The organism is Sinomonas sp. T428B (genome assembly GCF_056780155.1).
Genome location: NZ_JBRAZR010000001.1, coordinates 766,919 through 784,163, shown reverse-complemented (window position 1 = coordinate 784,163; position 17,245 = coordinate 766,919). Strand labels below are relative to the sequence as shown.

Annotated in this window: 19 protein-coding genes; 6 read left to right on the top strand and 13 right to left on the bottom strand. The window is 72.4% G+C overall.

The genetic code is table 11. The features are described 5' to 3' along the window. The first annotated feature begins 133 nt into the window (after positions 1 to 133). Positions 134 to 928, top strand: coding sequence for a carbon-nitrogen hydrolase family protein (locus ACUYMY_RS03745; RefSeq protein ID WP_481702292.1), 795 nt, complete (start codon positions 134 to 136; stop codon positions 926 to 928). A 9-nt stretch (positions 929 to 937) separates the two neighbouring features. Here the strand turns inward: ACUYMY_RS03745 and rlmB are convergent, their stop codons facing one another. The 6 genes from rlmB to ACUYMY_RS03715 form a co-directional block, all read right to left on the bottom strand. After that, on the bottom strand, positions 938 to 1,948 hold the full coding sequence (gene rlmB, locus ACUYMY_RS03740) for a 23S rRNA (guanosine(2251)-2'-O)-methyltransferase RlmB (protein WP_481702291.1): 1,011 nt from the start codon (positions 1,946 to 1,948) through the stop codon (positions 938 to 940). Then, positions 1,949 to 3,475: a cysteine--tRNA ligase gene (gene cysS, locus ACUYMY_RS03735; protein ID WP_481702290.1), complete on the bottom strand. Its 1,527-nt coding sequence runs from the start codon at positions 3,473 to 3,475 to the stop codon at positions 1,949 to 1,951. A 63-nt stretch (positions 3,476 to 3,538) separates the two neighbouring features. Next, positions 3,539 to 3,871: a hypothetical protein gene (locus tag ACUYMY_RS03730; protein WP_481702289.1), complete on the bottom strand. Its 333-nt coding sequence runs from the start codon at positions 3,869 to 3,871 to the stop codon at positions 3,539 to 3,541. A 45-nt stretch (positions 3,872 to 3,916) separates the two neighbouring features. Then, entirely contained in the window at positions 3,917 to 4,414 is a 498-nt protein-coding gene (ispF, locus tag ACUYMY_RS03725; protein WP_481702288.1) for a 2-C-methyl-D-erythritol 2,4-cyclodiphosphate synthase, read from the bottom strand. Then, positions 4,411 to 5,181: a 2-C-methyl-D-erythritol 4-phosphate cytidylyltransferase gene (ispD, locus tag ACUYMY_RS03720; protein ID WP_481702287.1), complete on the bottom strand. Its 771-nt coding sequence runs from the start codon at positions 5,179 to 5,181 to the stop codon at positions 4,411 to 4,413. Before ispD ends, ispF begins: the two co-directional genes overlap by 4 nt. A 123-nt stretch (positions 5,182 to 5,304) precedes the next feature. Beyond that, the gene (locus tag ACUYMY_RS03715) at positions 5,305 to 5,787 is read right to left on the bottom strand and encodes a CarD family transcriptional regulator (protein ID WP_043124850.1); all 483 of its coding nucleotides are present in this window, start codon (positions 5,785 to 5,787) and stop codon (positions 5,305 to 5,307) included. 292 nt (positions 5,788 to 6,079) lie between these two features. On the opposite strand from ACUYMY_RS03715, the gene ACUYMY_RS03710 reads away from it, so the two are divergent. Then, the gene (locus ACUYMY_RS03710; protein ID WP_481702286.1) at positions 6,080 to 6,658 is read left to right on the top strand and encodes a hypothetical protein; all 579 of its coding nucleotides are present in this window, start codon (positions 6,080 to 6,082) and stop codon (positions 6,656 to 6,658) included. A 93-nt stretch (positions 6,659 to 6,751) separates the two neighbouring features. Here ACUYMY_RS03710 and ACUYMY_RS03705 read toward each other — a convergent pair whose 3' ends face one another. Continuing rightward, positions 6,752 to 7,432: a response regulator transcription factor gene (locus tag ACUYMY_RS03705; protein ID WP_077489290.1), complete on the bottom strand. Its 681-nt coding sequence runs from the start codon at positions 7,430 to 7,432 to the stop codon at positions 6,752 to 6,754. Continuing rightward, positions 7,429 to 8,589, bottom strand: coding sequence for a sensor histidine kinase (locus ACUYMY_RS03700; RefSeq protein WP_481704946.1), 1,161 nt, complete (start codon positions 8,587 to 8,589; stop codon positions 7,429 to 7,431). Before ACUYMY_RS03700 ends, ACUYMY_RS03705 begins: the two co-directional genes overlap by 4 nt. 207 nt (positions 8,590 to 8,796) lie before the next feature. On the opposite strand from ACUYMY_RS03700, the gene phoU reads away from it, so the two are divergent. Further along, entirely contained in the window at positions 8,797 to 9,456 is a 660-nt protein-coding gene (gene phoU, locus ACUYMY_RS03695; RefSeq protein ID WP_481702285.1) for a phosphate signaling complex protein PhoU, read from the top strand. 111 nt (positions 9,457 to 9,567) lie between these two features. Here phoU and ACUYMY_RS03690 read toward each other — a convergent pair whose 3' ends face one another. From ACUYMY_RS03690 to ACUYMY_RS03675, 4 genes are read right to left on the bottom strand one after another with little or no spacing between them, the layout of a single operon-like run. Then, the gene (locus ACUYMY_RS03690) at positions 9,568 to 10,314 is read right to left on the bottom strand and encodes a phosphoglyceromutase (protein ID WP_481702284.1); all 747 of its coding nucleotides are present in this window, start codon (positions 10,312 to 10,314) and stop codon (positions 9,568 to 9,570) included. Between the two features lie 9 nt (positions 10,315 to 10,323). After that, the gene (locus tag ACUYMY_RS03685) at positions 10,324 to 11,175 is read right to left on the bottom strand and encodes a class I SAM-dependent methyltransferase (protein ID WP_481702283.1); all 852 of its coding nucleotides are present in this window, start codon (positions 11,173 to 11,175) and stop codon (positions 10,324 to 10,326) included. Between the two features lie 51 nt (positions 11,176 to 11,226). Then, positions 11,227 to 11,547 carry a DUF2516 family protein gene (locus ACUYMY_RS03680; RefSeq protein WP_481702282.1) on the bottom strand — a complete coding sequence of 107 codons (321 nt, stop codon included), beginning with the start codon at positions 11,545 to 11,547 and terminating at the stop codon, positions 11,227 to 11,229. A gap of 9 nt (positions 11,548 to 11,556) precedes the next feature. Continuing rightward, positions 11,557 to 12,726, bottom strand: a complete 1,170-nt coding sequence (locus tag ACUYMY_RS03675; protein ID WP_481702281.1) for a trans-sulfuration enzyme family protein — start codon at positions 12,724 to 12,726, stop codon at positions 11,557 to 11,559. Between the two features lie 114 nt (positions 12,727 to 12,840). On the opposite strand from ACUYMY_RS03675, the gene tmk reads away from it, so the two are divergent. From tmk to ACUYMY_RS03660, 3 genes are read left to right on the top strand one after another with little or no spacing between them, the layout of a single operon-like run. Then, positions 12,841 to 13,614 (top strand): dTMP kinase, encoded by a 774-nt coding sequence (tmk, locus tag ACUYMY_RS03670; RefSeq protein ID WP_481702280.1) that lies wholly within the window; start codon positions 12,841 to 12,843, stop codon positions 13,612 to 13,614. Next, complete coding sequence (locus tag ACUYMY_RS03665; RefSeq protein ID WP_481702279.1) at positions 13,611 to 14,753, top strand: DNA polymerase III subunit delta'; 1,143 nt, start codon at positions 13,611 to 13,613, stop codon at positions 14,751 to 14,753. Before tmk ends, ACUYMY_RS03665 begins: the two co-directional genes overlap by 4 nt. Before the next feature lie 13 nt (positions 14,754 to 14,766). Next, positions 14,767 to 16,305 (top strand): alpha/beta hydrolase, encoded by a 1,539-nt coding sequence (locus ACUYMY_RS03660; protein WP_481702278.1) that lies wholly within the window; start codon positions 14,767 to 14,769, stop codon positions 16,303 to 16,305. Positions 16,306 to 16,460: 155 nt separating this feature from the next. Here ACUYMY_RS03660 and ACUYMY_RS03655 read toward each other — a convergent pair whose 3' ends face one another. Then, positions 16,461 to 17,171, bottom strand: a complete 711-nt coding sequence (locus tag ACUYMY_RS03655; protein ID WP_481702277.1) for an HAD-IA family hydrolase — start codon at positions 17,169 to 17,171, stop codon at positions 16,461 to 16,463. Between the last annotated feature and the right edge of the window lie 74 nt (positions 17,172 to 17,245).

The following is a 17,245-nucleotide window of genomic DNA, read 5'->3' as shown; positions in this document are numbered from 1 at the left end:
TAACGTCCTTTCGTTGTCCACGGCAGGCACCGTCCGCGCGCGGCTCCCCTTCAGCACGCCCATCCTAGTATCCGGCATGCCGCGGGGGCGCGTCCCGGGGCGAACGTGACGGGGACAGGGCCATACTGTTCGCATGCGCATCGCCCTCGTCCAGCTGACCACCTCCCGCGAGCTCGAGGACAACCTCGCCCTCGTCCGAGCCAAAGTCGCCGAGGCCGCGGCCCGGGGCGCCGGCCTCGTCGTCTTCCCCGAGGCCACCATGCGGGCCTTCGGCAACTCCCTCGTCGACGTCGCCGAGCCGCTCGACGGCCCGTGGGCGACCGCCGTCCGGGCCGCCGCCGACGAGGCGGGGGTCGCCGTCGTCGTCGGGATGTTCACGCCCGGCGAGGACGGCCGAGTGCGGAACACGCTGCTCGTGCACGGGCGCGGCGTCGAGGCGCACTACGACAAGATCCACCTCTACGACGCGTTCGGATTCCAAGAGTCGGACACCGTCACCGCGGGCACCGTTCCGGTCACGTTCACGCTCGACGGCGTGATGTTCGGCCTCGCGACGTGCTACGACGTGCGCTTCCCCGCACTCTTCCAGACCATGGCCGACGCCGGCGCCCAGGTCCACCTTGTGTGCGCCTCGTGGGCCCCCGGGCCCGGCAAGGCCGAGCAGTGGGACCTGCTCGTGCGGGCGAGGGCCGCAGACTCGACGAGCTTCGTCGTCGCCGTGGGCCAGGCCGACCCCGAGGCCGCCGGAGTCGAGGCCCGCCCCGGTGCGCCGACGGGCATTGGCCGCTCCGCCGTCGTGAACCCGTTCGGCCACCTTGTGGAGCGGGCCGGGACCGGCGTCGAGACGCTCTACGTGGACCTCGACGTGGCCGAGGTGGCCAAGGCCCGGGAGGCGCTCCCGGTCCTGGCCAACCGCGTCCGCTTCTGAGGCCTCGGCTCAGCTGGCCTCGGACGCCGCGCGGCGCGTGGAGACCTCGTAGAGCGAGATGGCCACGGCCATGCCGGCGTTGAGCGACTCCATGTCCGAATCGATCGGGATCGAGACGATCTGGTCGCACAGCTCGCGCGTGAGCCGCGAGAGGCCCTTGCCCTCGGAGCCCACGACGAGGCACACGGGCTCGGTCGCGAGGGAGAGCCCGGGCAGCGCGACATCCCCGCCGCCGTCCAGGCCCAGGACGAAGATGCCCATCTCCTTCATCTGGCGCAGCACGGTGTTGAGGTTCGGCGCCTTGGCCACGGGAACCCGCACGGCGGCGCCCGCCGACGTCTTCCAGGCCGCGGCCGTCACGCCCACCGAGCGGCGCTCCGGGACGATCACGCCGTGGCCCGAGAAGGCCGAGACGGAGCGGATGATCGCGCCGAGGTTGCGAGGGTCGGTGATCCCGTCGAGCGCGACGAAGAGCGGCGCCGAGCCGATGTGGCCCTTCTTCCACTTCTCCACAGTCGACTCCGCGAGCTCGAACGCGTCGGGGTACTCGTACGGCGGGACCTGCAGGGCGAGGCCCTGGTGGATCGCGTCGTCCGTCATGCGGTCCAGCTCGGGCTTCTGCGTCTCGAGCAGCGGGATTCCGGCCTCCGCGGCGAGCTTCATGGCCTCGCGCACGCGGTCGTCCATCTCGATCCGCACCGCGACGTAGAGCGTCTTCGCCGGGACCCCGGCGCGCAGCGCCTCGACCACGGAGTTGCGGCCCGTGACCATCTCCTCGGCGTGCTTCGAGCGCGCGCCGGCCCCGGCCCGGCCGGCGGCGAGGCGCCCCGGCTGCCCGGACCGCTTCGCAGCCGAGCGCTCGGCGAGCTCCTTGGCCCGGTACGCCTTGTGGTACGGGCGGTCCTCGGCCTTGGGCGTCGGGCCCTTGCCCTCGAGCGCTTTCCGGCCGTGCCCGCCGGTGCCGACGCTGGGGCCCTTCTTCGACTTGCGGATCGCTCCCGGGCGTCCCTTGCCAGCCATCTATGCTCCCGTTCCGGTAGTAGTCTGCGCGAGGCTCCAGGCGGCGCCGTCGGCGGTGTCCTCGACGGCGATGCCCGCCGCCGAGAGAGTGTCGCGGATCGCGTCCGCCGCGGCCCAGTCCTTGGCGGCGCGCGCGGCGGCGCGGGCGTCGAGCTGGGCCTGGACGAGGGCGGACAGGGCGCGGTGGACACTCTTGTTCTCAGTGCCATCCGGCCACGTCGTCCCCCCGCCGCCCGCGGCGTCGAGCCCCAGGACGCGGGTCATCGTCAGGACCTCGCCCAGGGCCGAGGCCACAGCCTCCGTGTCGCCGTCCGCGAGGGCAGTGTTGCCCCGGCGCACGGTGTCGTGCAGGGCCGCGAGGGCCTGGGGGATGTTGAGGTCGTCGTCCATGGCGTCGCCGAACGCCTCTGGGACCGTCCCGTGGCCGAATCGGCCCCGGCCCGCCCGGGGCGACCCCGCGCCGTCGTCCGCCACGCCCAGCTTGGCGAGCGCCTTCGCGATGAACCCGTCGATGCGCTCGACGGCGGCGGACGCCTCCGTGAGCGACGTGGGCCGGTAGTCCAGCACGGACCGGTAGTGCGCCTGGCCGAGGTAGTAGCGGACGACGCGCGGGCTCGCGAGGGCGAGCATCTCGGCGGGCGAGATCACGTTGCCGATCGACTTCGACATCTTCTCGCCCTCGAAGGTGACCATGCCGTTGTGCATCCAGAAGTTCGCGAACCCGTCACCGGCCGCGGTGGACTGGGCGAGCTCATTCTCGTGGTGCGGGAAGCGCAGGTCCAGCCCGCCGCCGTGGATGTCGAAGCGGGGCCCGAGGTACTTGCTGGCCATGGCCGAGCACTCGAGGTGCCAGCCGGGCCGGCCGCGGCCCCAGGGCGAGGGCCAGGACGCGGTCTCCGGGTCCTCGGGCTTGCGCCCCTTCCAGAGGGCGAAGTCGCGCGGATCCCGCTTGCGGTGCGTGAACAGGGGGTCGGCGTCCCCCGCGGCCTGCATGTCGTCGATGCTCTGCCGCGTGAGCGAGCCGTACCGCTCCCACGAGCGCACGTCGAAGTACACGTCTCCGGAGCCGTCCTCGGCAGCGTAGGCGTGGCCGCGCTCGATGAGCCGGGCGATGAGCTCGTGCATCTCCGTGATGTGGCCCGTCGCGCGCGGCTCGTAGGTGGGCCGCTGGACGCCGAGCACCTCGTACGCGGTCTCGAACTCCTGCTCGTAGCGGTACGCGAGGGCGAACCACTGCTCGCGCGGGATGTAGGTGCCCTCGGGCACGAAGTCCGGCTCGAACGACGCCGCGGACTTGGCCAGGATCTTGTCGTCGATGTCCGTGACGTTGCGGATCACGGTCGTCTCAAAGCCGCGGTACGTCAGCCAGCGCGTGAGCTGGTCGAACACGATCGCGGAGCGCACGTGCCCCACGTGCGGCGAGCCCTGCACCGTGGCACCGCAGTAGTACACCGACGCCCTGCCGGGCTCGAGGGGGACGAAGTCACGGACTTCGGCGGTCGCGGAGTCGTAGAAGCGCAGGGTCACTGGATAAGGGTATCGGTACGGGTCGGGTGGGCGGGTTGAGCGGACGACGGCGGGCGGGGACGACTACTGCGGGCAGATCTTGCCGATGCTGTTGAAGGCGTCCGTGAGCTGCTTCTGCTGCTCGGGCGTCGCGATGCCGGTCGACGACGAGGCGATCTTCTCCTGGAGGCCTGCCATCGTCTCGATGAAGGCCGCGATCGACGGGTCGAGCTGCTTGGCCACCTCCCGGTAGTGCTCGGCCTTCTGGCGGGCCTGCTGGACGGCGTTGCCCGTGGGCTGGAAGACGTCCGTCTTGAGGAACTCGCAGCTCTCCTGGATGTTCTTGCGGCCCTCCGCGCCGCACGCCGTCAGCAGCATCGTGGCCGCGAGGACCAGGGCGATCGAGCCTCTCTTCATGCGAATCTCCCGAAAGTAGGGGGCGGGTCGGGGCGGAACGACCCCCTAGTCTACGCCAGGGACATAGACGAGGGCGGTCGCGATGGCCGCAACGCCCTCGCGCCGGCCGGTGAAGCCGAGGTGGTCGGTCGTCGCCGCCGAGACCGAGACCGGGGCCCCGGCCGCCTCGCTCAGGATGCGCTCGGACTCGCCACGGCGGGGCCCGAACTTGGGCCGCTGGGCGACGAGCTGGACGGCGACGTTGCCGATCTCGAAGCCCGCCGCGCGGACGATCCGCGCAGCCTCGGCCAGGAGCACGGTGCCCGGCGCGCCCGCGTACTCGGGGCGGTCGGTGCCGAAGTGGGTGCCGAGGTCCCCGAGGCCCGCGGCCGAGAACAGGGCGTTGGCCGCGGCGTGCGCGACGGCGTCGGCGTCGGAGTGCCCCGCGAGCCCCCGCTCCCCCGGCCACTCGAGGCCGCCGAGCCACAGGGGCCGCGGCTCGTCCTCGGGCGCGAACGCGTGCACGTCGACGCCGATCCCGGTGCGCGGGATGACAGGACTCATGCTGCGCCCTCGACCGAGAGGAGGGCCTCGGCGAGGACGTGGTCGGTGGGGGTCGTGATCTTGAGCGAGCGGAGGTCGCCCGGGACCACGTAGACGGGGATGCCGAGGGACTCGACGAGCATCGCGTCGTCGGTGATGCCGGCGGCCTGCTCGGCGGGCCATCCCGCCGCCACCTCGTGGGCGCGCAGGAGGGTCGCGGCGTCAAACCCCTGCGGCGTCTGCACTGCCCGCAGCTGCTCGCGGACCGCGGTCCCCGTGACCACCTCGGCGGCGATCCCCGCGGAGTCCCCTTCCGTCGGCGCCGTCGACTTGATCGTGTCCACGACCGGGACGGCGGGGATGACGGCGTGGGCGCCGCGTGTGAGGGCATCGGCGACCCGGTGGAACACGTCCGCGGGCGCGAGCGGCCGGGCGGCGTCGTGCACGAGGACCTGGGCCGTGCCGGGGGCCAGGGCGGCCAGCGCGGCGCGCACCGAGTCAGCGCGGGTCTCTCCGCCCTCGACGACGGTGATCGCCGGGGCATCCGCGCCGTACTCCTCGGCGAAGGTGCGGCACAGCCCGCCGAGCTCCGCGTCTCCGGCGGGCACCGCCACGCAGATCTGGGACGCGACCCCCGAGCCGGCCACGCCGCGCAGGGCGTGGAGGAGCAGCGGGGCGCCGCCGAGCGGGACGAGCGCCTTGGGCATCCCGTAGCCGAGGCGAGTCCCCGACCCTGCAGCCACTATCACGACGGCGAGCTCGGCGGCAGGGCGGGGGGCGTCAGTCATGCGCTACAGCCTAGAGCACCGCCCCGGCGGTCCCAGTCCGGAGTCATCAGTGCGGAGTCTGTCCGGGACGCAGAAAAGGCCCCGGCGGCAAACGCCGCCGGGGCCTTTCGACGTGAATCTGCGTCAGGACGCGAGGACCTCGTCGAGGACGCTCGCGGCCTGCTCCTCGTCCGTCTTCTCCGCAAGTGCAAGCTCGGAGATGAGGATCTGGCGCGCCTTCGCCAGCATGCGCTTCTCGCCCGCGGAGAGACCGCGGTCCTGGTCGCGGCGCCACAGGTCGCGCACGACCTCGGCAACCTTGATCACATCGCCGGAGGCGAGCTTCTCGAGGTTCGCCTTGTAGCGGCGGGACCAGTTGGTGGGCTCCTCCGTGAACTCTGCGCGGAGGACGTCGAAGACGTGCTCGAGGCCTTCCTTGCCGACGACGTCGCGGACCCCCACGAGGTCCACGTTCTCCGCCGGCACTTCAATTGTCAGATCACCCTGGGCGACCTTGAGCTTGAGGTACATCTTCTCTTCGCCCTTGATGGTGCGCATCTTGATCTCTTCGATCTTGGCTGCACCGTGGTGGGGGTAAACAACCGTCTCGCCAACCTCAAAAACCATGTGGACTTTCCCCTTTCCCGCAAGCCAGTCTATCACGGCCGGTCTTCCCGCCCGGGGACGCGACGTCCCGTGAAGCCCGGAATGACGCGGAAGTCGGCCTAGTGACGCCCCGGTAGGTGACTTGACCGAGATTCAAAAAGATGCTTCAGGTCTGTGTTCACCCCGCGCGGGCCGCCCGCGCGACGCGCCCGAGCGCGTGGGAAGGGCCCGGCGTCGCGAATCTACAGAACGTCGAAATTGGGGATACGCTAGGGGGCGACCAGACTTCCACACCTCTTCTCAGGAGCCAGCTGTGCGTTTCACTGCATCGACGCCGGCCCGTCGCGTCGCCCTCTCTGTGGCACTCGGCGCCGCCCTGCTGTCGGCCACGGGCTGCGGGTACATCAACGCCCAGCAGACCACCCACGTGTACTCCGCCTCCGACGGGGCGCGCGAGAACATCGGCTCGCTGCAGCTGCGCAACGTGCTCATCGTCTCCTCGGGCACGGACGGGGCCTCCAAGGAGCTCAGCGCCGACGCTCCGGGCCGCCTCATCGGCACGGTCTTCAACACCTCCGCCAAGCCAGTCGCGCTGACGTTCTCCGACGGCGGGAGCACGGTTCGCCTCGACGTCCCGGCCAACGGCGAGCTCCGCCTCGAGGAGGAGAGCACGCCCGTCGAGCTCTCCGAGGCCGGCGCAATCCCCGGCGGCCTGTCGCCCATCAAGTTCACCGCCGACGGCCAGACCAAGGAGGTCGGCGTGCCCGTGCTCGACGGCACGCTTCCGGAGTACCGCGAGTTCCTGCCGACGCCGACCGGCACGGCGACCGGCCCGGCCAGCACTTCGACCGCGACGCCGTCGCCGACGGCGACCTCCGGCACCGGCCACTGAGCAGCACTCACGACGGCGGCCGCTCACCTCGCCCGAGGGGAGCGGCCGCCGTCGTGCTCGCCTGAGCACCGATGGAAAGCGGATAGTGGGGGCTCAGGGCTCGAACTTGTAGCCCAGGCCGCGGACCGTGACGAGGTAGCGCGGGCTCGAGGGGTCCGGCTCGATCTTGGAGCGCAGGCGCTTGACGTGCACGTCGAGCGTCTTCGTGTCCCCGACGTAGTCCGAGCCCCACACCCGGTCGATGAGCTGGCCCCGGGTCAGGACGCGGCCCGAGTTCCGCAGCAGCATCTCGAGCAGCTCGAACTCCTTGAGCGGCAGCGAGATCTGCTCGCCGTCGACGCTCACGACGTGCCGCTCGACGTCCATGCGCACGGGCCCGGCCTGCACCGTCGAGGAGATGAGCTCCTCCGGCTCCCCGTGGCGGCGCAGCACGGCCCGCACGCGGGCCACGAGCTCGCGCGACGAGTAGGGCTTGGTCACGTAGTCGTCGGCGCCGAGCTCGAGGCCCACGACCTTGTCGATCTCCGAGTCCTTGGCCGTGAGCATGATGACCGGCACATTCGAGCGCTGGCGGAGCTGGCGGCACACCTCCGTGCCCGGGGTACCCGGGAGCTGGAGGTCCAGGAGGACGAGGTCCGCGCCGTTGCGGTCGAACTCGACGAGCGCCTCGCTCCCGTCCTCCACCACCTCGACCTCGTAGCCCTCCTTGGCCAGGAGGAAGGACAGGGGGTCGCTGAACGACTCCTCGTCCTCGACGATCAGGATCCTGCTCAAGCCATTGCTCCTTGCTCCGGCGGCCGCGCGGCCGCGTCGTCTTCCTGCATGTCGGGAAGCCTGATCGTGAACGTCGACCCCTTCCCGAGCTGGGACCACACCGTCACCTCGCCGCCGTGGTTCTCCACGACGTGCTTGACGATGCTCAGCCCCAGGCCTGTACCGCCCGTGCGCCGCGACCGGGCCGCATCGACGCGGTAGAACCGCTCGAACACCCGCTCCTGGTCCTCGGGCTTGAGCCCCTCGCCCACGTCCGTCACGGACACGGACACGAGCCCGTCCCTGTGCCGGACGCCGATCCCGACCTTGGTGTTCTCGGGCGAGTAGCGGATGGCGTTGTCGATGAGGTTCCGCAGGGCGTTCGTCAGCAGGTCCGGGTCGCCGAACACCGGCGCGTCGGAGCGGCCGCCGACCTTGACCTCGATGCCCTTGGCCTCGGCGGCGAGGCGCGAGCGGTCGACGGCGTCGGCCACGACGTCATTCATGTCCACGGCCCGGCCCTGGTGCATGACGTCGGCGCCCTGGAGGCGGGAGAGCTCGATGATGTCCTGGACGAGCGCGGCGAGCCGGCTCGACTCCTTGTGCATGCGCTGGGCGAAGCGGCGGACGGAGTCTTCGTCGTCCGGGCTCGCCTCGAGGGCCTCGGCCAGGAGGGAGATGGCCCCGACCGGCGTCTTGAGCTCGTGCGAGACGTTGGCCACGAAGTCGTTGCGGATGCGTTCGGTGCGCGTGATCTCGGTCCGGTCGTCCGCGAGCAGCAGGATGTACTCGTCCCCGAGGACCGCGGCACGGACGTTGACGATGATCGTCCCCTGACCGAGCGGTCCGCGCGGGAGCTCGAGCTGCTTCTCGAGGATGACGCCGTTCCCGCGCACTTTCGCCGTCATCTGCAGGAGCTCGCGGTGCACGACGGTGTGCCCGCGCACGAGCCCGTACGCATAGGCCGCCGGGCTCGCCCGGACGACCCCGTCGATCGCGTCGACGACGACGAACGCCTTGCCGAGGACCGAGAGCACGTCCGCGGCCCCGTCCGGGAAGCCGAGCTCCTGCGCCGGACCCTCGAGGAGGTGGCGCTGGCGTTCGCTGGCCCGGAAGGCGAGCACGCCGAAGGCGCCGAACGACAGGCCGATGAGGCCCGCGACAATGCCGACGACGATGGGATCCACGCTTTTAGCTTAGGCCCGACCGCGCGGCCCTCCCGCCCATGCGACCGCCGGAATGCTGGCCAGTGCGCTGGTCCTGCCGGAGTCGTTCAACTAACGTTCACTTCCAGGCGGACAACAATTCATCCGCCGCTGCCAGTGTGACGAGTCGGGGCCGGCCGAGGCTCCTCGACCCGGCTCACCCAGGGAAAGGACGCCACCGTGCGCAAGGTATTCCAGGCCGAGCTCCAAGAGGTCCGCGAGGAGCTCGCCGAGATCGCGAAGCTCGTCGCCGAAGCACTGGACCGGGCCTACGAGTCCTTCGACACCGCAGACGTCGAGCTGGCCCAGGAGGTCATCGCCGCGGACGCCCGCATCGACTTCAAGCAGACCGCCCTCGACGAGAAGGCCATCGAGATCCTCGCGCTCCAGGGGCCCGTGGCCTCTGACCTGCGCACGATCGTCGGGTCGCTGCGCATGAGCGCCTCGCTCGAGCGCATGGGCGACCTTGCCCGGCACATGGCCCAGCTCGCGCGCCTGCGCTACCCCGAGCACGCCGCGCCCGAGCCGCTCCGGAAGACCTTCGGCCGCATGGCCGAGCTCGACCGCCAGATCATCGCCGACGTCGCCGAGCTCCTCGAGACCCGGGACCTCGACCTCGTGGCCAAGATCCAGGCCGCCAACGCCGAGGTGGACGAGCTGCACGCGAGCGTCTTCCGGGCCGTCGCGGACCCGGAGTGGTCCTCGACCCCCGCCCAGAGCGTGGACGCGGCGCTCGCGAGCCGCTACCTCGAGCGCTTCGCGGACCACGGCGTCTCGGTGGCCCGCAAGGTCTCCTACCTCATCACGGGCGAGTGGGACGGGGACAACACCTCGAGCTGACCGCTCGGTTCAGCGTGGCCAGCACCCAGTGGCCAACACCCAGACACGAACGACGGCGGCCGCCCACCTCGCGAGGTGAGCGGCCGCCGTCGTCTCTTGCCGCTGCTGCCGCTACTTGCGGCCCTGGTTCTTGACGGCCTCGATCGAGGCCGCGGCGGCCTCCGGGTCGAGGTAGGTCCCGCCGGGCGTCAGGGGCTTGAAGTCCTCGTCGAGCTCGTACACGAGGGGGATGCCCGTGGGGATGTTCAGGCCCGCGATGTCGTCATCGCTGATCCCGTCGAGGTGCTTCACGAGGGCGCGCAGGGAGTTGCCGTGCGCGGTCACGAGGACCTTCTTGCCGGCGCGCAGGTCGTCCTTGATCTCGCTCTCCCAGTACGGCATGAGGCGCTCGAGGACGTCCTTGAGGCACTCCGTCCGGGGCATGTCGTCCCCGAGGTCCGCGTAGCGCGGGTCGCCGGCCTGCGAGAACTCCGAGTCGTCCGCGAGGGCGGGCGGCGGGGTGTCGTAGGAGCGGCGCCACGTCATGAACTGCTCCTCGCCGAACTCGGCGAGGGTCTGGGCCTTGTCCTTGCCCTGCAGCGCGCCGTAGTGGCGCTCGTTGAGCCGCCAGCTGCGCTTGACGTCGATCCAGCCGCGGTCCGCCGCGTCGAGGGCGATGTTCGCGGTGTTGATCGCGCGCTTGAGCCGCGAGGTGTGCAGGATGTCCGGGAGGTAGCCCTCCTCGACCAGCAGCTCGCCGCCGCGCTGGGCCTCCTTGCGGCCCTGGTCGTTGAGGTCCACGTCCACCCAGCCGGTGAACAGGTTCTTGGCGTTCCACTCGCTGTGCCCGTGGCGCAGGAGGATGAGCGTGTAGGTCATGGGGCCATGCTATCGGCCGGGCGGGCCCGGCCCGTCCTCCATGACGCCGCCCGGCCTCACCGCCTCCCACGCGACGGTGAGCTCGCCGAGCCGCCACCGCGCGGGTCCGTGCAGCAGTGGCCAGCCCGCGTCCTTCGCGGCGAGGCACATCGCGATCCAGCGCTGCCGGTTCCCGAAGGGCGCGAGCGGGGCGGCGGCCAGCCACGCGGCGTCGAGCGCGGCGAGGAACGCGTGCACCCGCTCGCCGGGCACGTTCCGGTGGATGAGCGCCTTGGGCAGGCGCTCGGCGACGTCGGAGGGGCGCTCGAACGAGCCGAAGCGGACGGCGAGGGACAGCGTGAGCGGACCCTCGGCGTCGAGCGCGACCCACGCGGCGCGGCGGCCGATCTCGTCGCACGTCCCCTCGACGAAGAGCCCGCCCGGGGCCAGCCGCGAGCACACGAGCTCCCAGATGGCCGCGACGTCCGCCTCCTCGTACTGGCGCAGGACGTTGAACGCGCGCACGAGCGCGGGCGGCTCGGCGACGGGCAGCTCGAATCCGCCGAGGCGGAAGTCGAGGCCCTCGCGCTCGAGCGGCTTCGCGGCCTCGACGCGGCCGGGCTCGATCTCGACGCCCGTGAGGCGCAGGTCGGGTCTCAGTGCGCGCAGGCGCGTGAAGAGCTCGACGGCGGTGGTCGGGGAGGCGCCGTAGCCGAGGTCGACGGCGAGCGGAGCAGGCGCCAGTGACAGGATCCGGCGCGCGTGGGTCCCGGTGATCCAGCGGTCGACCCGGCGCATGCGGTTGGGGTTCGTCGTCCCGCGCGTGACGTTGCCGACGAGCCCGCGGCGCCCCGCGCGGACGGGGCTCGCCTTCTGCACCACGGCCCGCGGCCTAGTTCCGAGCGGACACGTCGGTCACAACGGCGGGGGCGGTCAGCGGGAGGCGACCGCGGGGCGGACGTCCGCGAGGTAGACCCCGGCCGCCGTGACGGCGGCGATGTTGAACAGCCCGTAGCCGCCGAAGCTGAGCAGCAGCCCGCTGCCGGGGACGAGGAGGCCGAGGAGCGTCACGAGGGTCGCGCCGCCGGTCAGGCCGAGCCAGAAGCCCTTGGTCCGCTTGAGGTTGGCCTCGAAGGCCGGCCCCTTGCGGATGATGCAGTCCACGAAGGCCCACACGGAGATGGCCGCACAGATGAAGCCCGTCGCGAAGTACGTGGCGATCTGGATGTAGGAGATCAGGAGGGAGCCGTCCACCCCACCAGCCTACCGCCCGGCGTCGAGCGCCCTGCGGAGGTCGTCCCACAGGTCGTCGACGTTCTCGATCCCAACGCTGAGGCGCACGAGCCCCTCGGGCACGGTGAGCGGCTCGGCGACGTGCCGGCGGCGCCGCTCGATCGTGGACTCGACGCCGCCGAGCGACGTGGCCGGGAGCCACAGGGCCAGGCGGGCGACGAACGCGTCCGCGGCCGCGGCGTCCTCGAGCTCGATGCTCACGACCGAGCCGAAGCCCGCAAACTGCTGGGCCGCCCGCTCGTGGCCCGGGTCCGAGGGCAGGCCCGGGAAGCGCACCCGCACGACTGCGGGGTGCTCGTCGAACCGGCGGGCCAGTTCCGCGGCGCTCGCCTGCGAGCGCTCGACGCGCAGCGCGAGGGTCCGCAGGCCGCGGAGGCCGAGCCACGCCTCGACCGGGCCGGCGATCGCGCCGTGGAGGGTGCGGTGGGTGTGGAGGCGGCCGCGGAGCTGCTCGGTCGCGGCGACGGCCACGCCGAGTAGCACGTCCGAGTGCCCGGCCAGGTACTTGGTCGCCGAGTGCACGACCACGTCGGCGCCCACCGCGAGCGGCCGCTGGCCGAGCGGGGTGCTGAACGTGTTGTCGACGACGACGAGCACACCGCGCGCGCGGGCCGCCTCGACGAGGGCGGGCAGGTCCGCGACCTCCATCATGGGATTGGTGGGGCTCTCGACCCAGAGCACGTCCGCGCCGTCGAGCGCCCCGACTGTCTGGGCGGTGTCCGCGATGTCCACCTCGATGAGCCGGAGCTCGCCGCGCTCGGCCTTGCTCTGGGCGAGCCCGAGCGTGCCCGAGTAGGAATGCCGCGGGACGACGAGGACCCCGCCGACGGGGACGAGGGCCATCGCCGCGGCGACTGCGCCCATGCCGGAGCTGAAGAGGAGCGCGGGCAGCGCGGAGCCCTCGAGCTGGCCCACGGCCGCCTCAAACGGCTCCCACGTTGGATTCGAGAAGCGCCCATAGCCGCGCGCGCCCTCGCCGATCCCGCCGAGCCCCATGAAGGTCGAGGACAGGACGATCTCCGGGTTCACCGGCGCGTCGGCTCCCCGGCCGGGGCGGCCCGCGGCGACCGTGAGGGTCTCCGGGTTCAGCCGGGCAAGGGCGTCGGCGTCCAGATGGGGGTATTCGGGGTCAGCGGCCATACGCCCCAATCTAGGGCACGGCCGGGGGCGCCCCCGGCCATGGTCGAGTCGGGGGATGTCCACAGGCTAGCCGGCGGTCGGCGGGCGTCCAGCTTCCCCCGGTACCCTTGAATGGTGACCCCCTCGCACGCTTCCCTCCCCTCGCATGGGCACGCCTCGCATAGGCACGCCTCCCGCGGTCCGGCCCAGGCGCCCGCCGCCGGGCTCTTCGTCGCGTTCGAGGGCGGCGACGGTGCGGGGAAGTCCACCCAGGCGCGGCTCCTGGCCGAGGCCCTGCGCGCGGCCGGGCACGAGGTGCTGCTCACGCGCGAGCCGGGCGGGACGGAAATCGGCGAGAAGCTGCGGGCCCTCGTCCTCGAGCACGGGCACGGCGAGGTCGACGCCCGGACCGAGGCCCTCATCTTCGCGGCGGCGCGGGCCGCCCACGTTGCCCAGGCAATCGGGCCCGCCCTCGCGCGCGGCGCCGTCGTCATCACCGACCGCTACATCGGCTCCTCGATCGTGTACCAGGGCGTCGGCCGCGCCCTGGGGGAAGGCGCCGTGCGCTCGCTCAACGAGTGGGCGACCGATGGCCTGTGGCCGGACCTGACAGTGCTGCTCGACGTCGACGAGGCGGAGGGCCGCGCGCGGCGCACCTCAGGCGACGCGGCCGAGGATCGCCTCGAGTCCGAGCCGGACGCCTTCCACCGGCAGATCCGCTCGGCGTTCCTCGAGCTCGCGGCCGCCCGTCCCGAGGCCTCCCTCGTCCTCGACGCGGGGCGCGCGCCGGAGGACCTGGCCCGCGAGATCGTCGCCGAGGTCGAAGCGCGGCTCCGGGCACGGCTCGAGGCCCGATCCGGGGCCCAGTCGGCCGGGGAGCGGACGGCCCACGATCGGGCGCCTGCGTGAGCGTCTGGACCGACCTGCGCGGCCAGGCGCCCGTCGTCGAGCAGCTGCGCCGCGCCGCCGCGGGCGAGGGCCTGACCCACGCGTGGCTCTTCACCGGCCCGCCCGGGTCCGGGCGCTCGACGGCGGCGAAGGCCTTCGCCGCGGCGCTCAACTGCGAGGCCGACGACGTCCTGGCCCGCGGCTGCGGCGTGTGCGAGGGCTGCCGGGAGGTGCTCGCCGAGACCCATCCCGACGTCGTCTTCGTGCGCACCGAGAAGGTGACCATCACGATCGACGAGGCCCGCGAGATGGTGGCCAAGGCCGGGGACCGGCCGCAGGCGGGCCGCTGGAGGATCATCGTCGTCGAGGACGCCGACCGGATGGCCGAGCGCACCACGAACGTGCTGCTCAAGGCGATCGAGGAGCCGACCCCGCGCACCGTCTGGATGCTCTGCGCCCCCTCCCCCGCGGACGTGCTCGTCACGATCCGCTCGCGCTGCCGCCCGGTGGGGCTGCGGCTGCCGCCCGTGCAGGACGTCGCCGCGCTGCTCGTCGAGCGCGACGGCGCCGACCCGCAGCTCGCGCTCGAGGCCGCCCGGGCCGCCCAGAGCCACATCGGGATCGCCCGCCGGCTCGTCCAGGACGCCGCGGCCCGCGAGCGGCGGAGCGAGACCGTTCGCCTGCCCCTGAGCCTCAAGACCGTCTCGCAGGCGGTGGCCCTCGCCGAGCAGCTGACGAGGATCGCCACGGACGAGGCCACGGCGTCGAACGAGGAGCGCGACGCCGCCGAGCGGGCGCGCCTCCTGGCGACGCTCGGTGTGCAGGAGGGCGACAAGCTGCCCCCGTCGCTGCGCGGCCAGGTCCGCCAGCTCGAGGAGGACCAGAAGCGCCGCGCGAAGCGCAGCGTGACGGACTCGCTCGACCGCACGCTGACGGACCTGCTCTCGTTCTACCGGGACGTCCTCGTCATCCAGCTGGGCAACGGCGTCGAGCTCGTCAACTCGGGGCTCTCGGCGGAGATCGCCGAGTTCGCCGCCGGCTCGACGCCCGAGAAGACCCTGGCCAGCATGGACGCCATCAACCTGACCCGCCAACGCATCACCACCACGAACGTCGCGCCGCTGCTCGCGGTCGAGGCGATGGCCGTGGGCCTGATCTGAGGAGAGACACCCCGTGACGTTCCCCGCCCCGCTCGCCGCCCGGGCCCGCGCCGCCGTCCTCATGTTGGTCGCGGCCGCCCTCGCGCTCACGGGCTGCGTGCCGCTGACGTCGGGCATCGGTCAGCCGTCGACGGACCCCGCCGCGGCCGAGGGCGCGCCCGCGGGCCTCGAGCGGTTCTACAGCCAGAGCGTGGACTGGGCGCCCTGCGAGAACAACTTCGAGTGCGCAACCGTGACCGTGCCCGTCGACTACGACGCCCCGGACGGGGAGACGATCGAGCTCGCGCTCATCAAGCTCACGGGCCGCCGCGCGACCTCGAGCCTCGTGGTCAACCCGGGCGGCCCCGGCGGCTCGGGCGTGGACATGGTCAAGGACTCGGTGCAGGCCATGTTCACGGAGGACCTCCTCGACGCGTACTCCGTGATCGGCTTCGACCCGCGCGGGGTCAAGCGCTCGGCCCCCGTGACGTGCCTCGACGACGCCGGGCGGGACCGCGTACGCCAGACGAGCGTGGACCCCAGCACGGACGCGGGGCTCGAGGCCGCGTTCGCGCTCCAGCGCGAGATCATCGACGCCTGCACGGCCAACACCGGCCCCGTGCTTTCCCACACCGACACGGAGAGCTCGGCCAGGGATCTCGACATCATCCGCGCCGCCGCGGCCCGCCAGTCCCAGCTGAACTACCTCGGGTACTCCTACGGGACGTTCCTCGGCTCGACCTATGCGGGCCTGTTCCCCGACAGGGTGGGCCGCATGGTGCTCGACGGCGCGATGGACCCCTCGCTCGACAACCACGCGATCACCCGTGGGCAGGCCCGCGCCTTCGAGACCGCGATCCGCAGCTACGTGCGCGCGTGCCTCGGGCAGAACGGCTGCCCGCTCAGCGGCACTGAGGACGAGGCCGTCGCCCAGATCCGTGCCCTCCTGGACAGGGTCAAGGCGAGCCCGCTGCCCACGACCGACGGCCGGACCGTGAACTCGATCGACTTCGTCAACGGGTTCATCCTGCCCCTCTACAACGACCGCAACTGGCCCGCCCTGAACCAGGCCCTGACGGGCGCCTTCCGCGGCGACGGCTCGGGCATGCTGCGCCTCGCCGACCTCGCATCGGACCGGAACCCCGGCGGGACGTACGGCTCGAACAGCACGAACGCGTTCATGGCCTACAACTGCCTCGACTACCAGGTCAACGCGGACCCCGCGTCCATGCGCGCCGAGGCCGCCGAGCTCATGGAGGACTCCCCCACGCTCGGCGAGTTCTTCGCCTACGGGCCCGTGAACTGCCGCGACTGGCCGGCCAAGTCCGTCCGGACGCCGGCCGCTGCCCATTACGAGGGCAAGAGCCCGATCCTCGTCGTGGGCACGACCGGCGACCCGGCCACGCCCGTCGAGTGGGCGGGCGCCCTGCGTACCCAGCTCGGCAACGCCGCGCTCCTGACCTGGACCGGCGAGGGGCACACGGCCTACGGCCGCGGTTCGCAGTGCGTGGACGACGCCGTGGACGCCTACCTCATTGACGGCCGGGCCCCGGCCGACGGCGCGCGCTGCTGACCCTGATACCGCGCCGAAGGGCCCCAGCCTTCCCGCCGGACCTCCCCGCCATTCGCGCTGGTGCCCCGGAATGACGCGGCCGGGCCTCGGTGCCGGTAGGACCTGAACCCTAAAGCTGGGGAAGTACGGCAAAGCCCCATTCTTCAGCGGTCTTGCTACGCCGCCCCACGGGGCCAGAGAAGCCCCGGCAGGTCGGCGATGGAGGGCACGACGGCGGTCGCCCCCGCGGCGGCCAGCTCGCCCTTGGACTGCGCCCCCGTGAGGACGCCGACGGCCGCGCCGGCCCCCGAGCGCAGGCCCGAGGCGATGTCCGCCGCCGTGTCTCCCACGACGAGGACGTCGCGGACGTCGTCGACGTCCAGGGCCAGCACGGCGGTGAGGACCATGTCCGGGTAGGGACGCCCGCGCCCCGCGTCCTCGGAGCACAGCGACAGGTCGGCGAGACCCATCCAGCCCAGGGCCTCGAGGATGCTGTTCTGCGTGTGCCGGCCAAAGCCCGTCGCGAGGCACACGCGGACCCCGTTGCTGCGCAGCTCGTGCACCGTCTCCTCGGCCCCCGGGACGGCGCGGACAGCGCCCTCGGCAATCATCGCGTCGTAGGCGACGGCGAAGGCGCGCGTCGCCGCCCGGGCGGCGCCGGCGTCGTCCGCGAACACCCCGGCAAACAGCTCCGACCGGTCGAGGCCCGCGCTGCGGCGAGACCGGGCGAGGGCCGCGTCGAGCCGCGCCCCACCGACGCCACACGAGGTGAGGGCGTGCGCGACGGCGCGCTCGGCCGCCCCGCCGTCCGTCACGGTCGTCCCGTTCATGTCCAGCACCGCAAGGCGCGGGGCGAGCCGTCCGACGGCCGGCGGGTACAGGGTCACAGTCGTCCTCGATCCTCTCGGTGGCCCCGCATGGTTGCGGTCATCCATATCCGGGGTCATCCGAGGATCGCAGA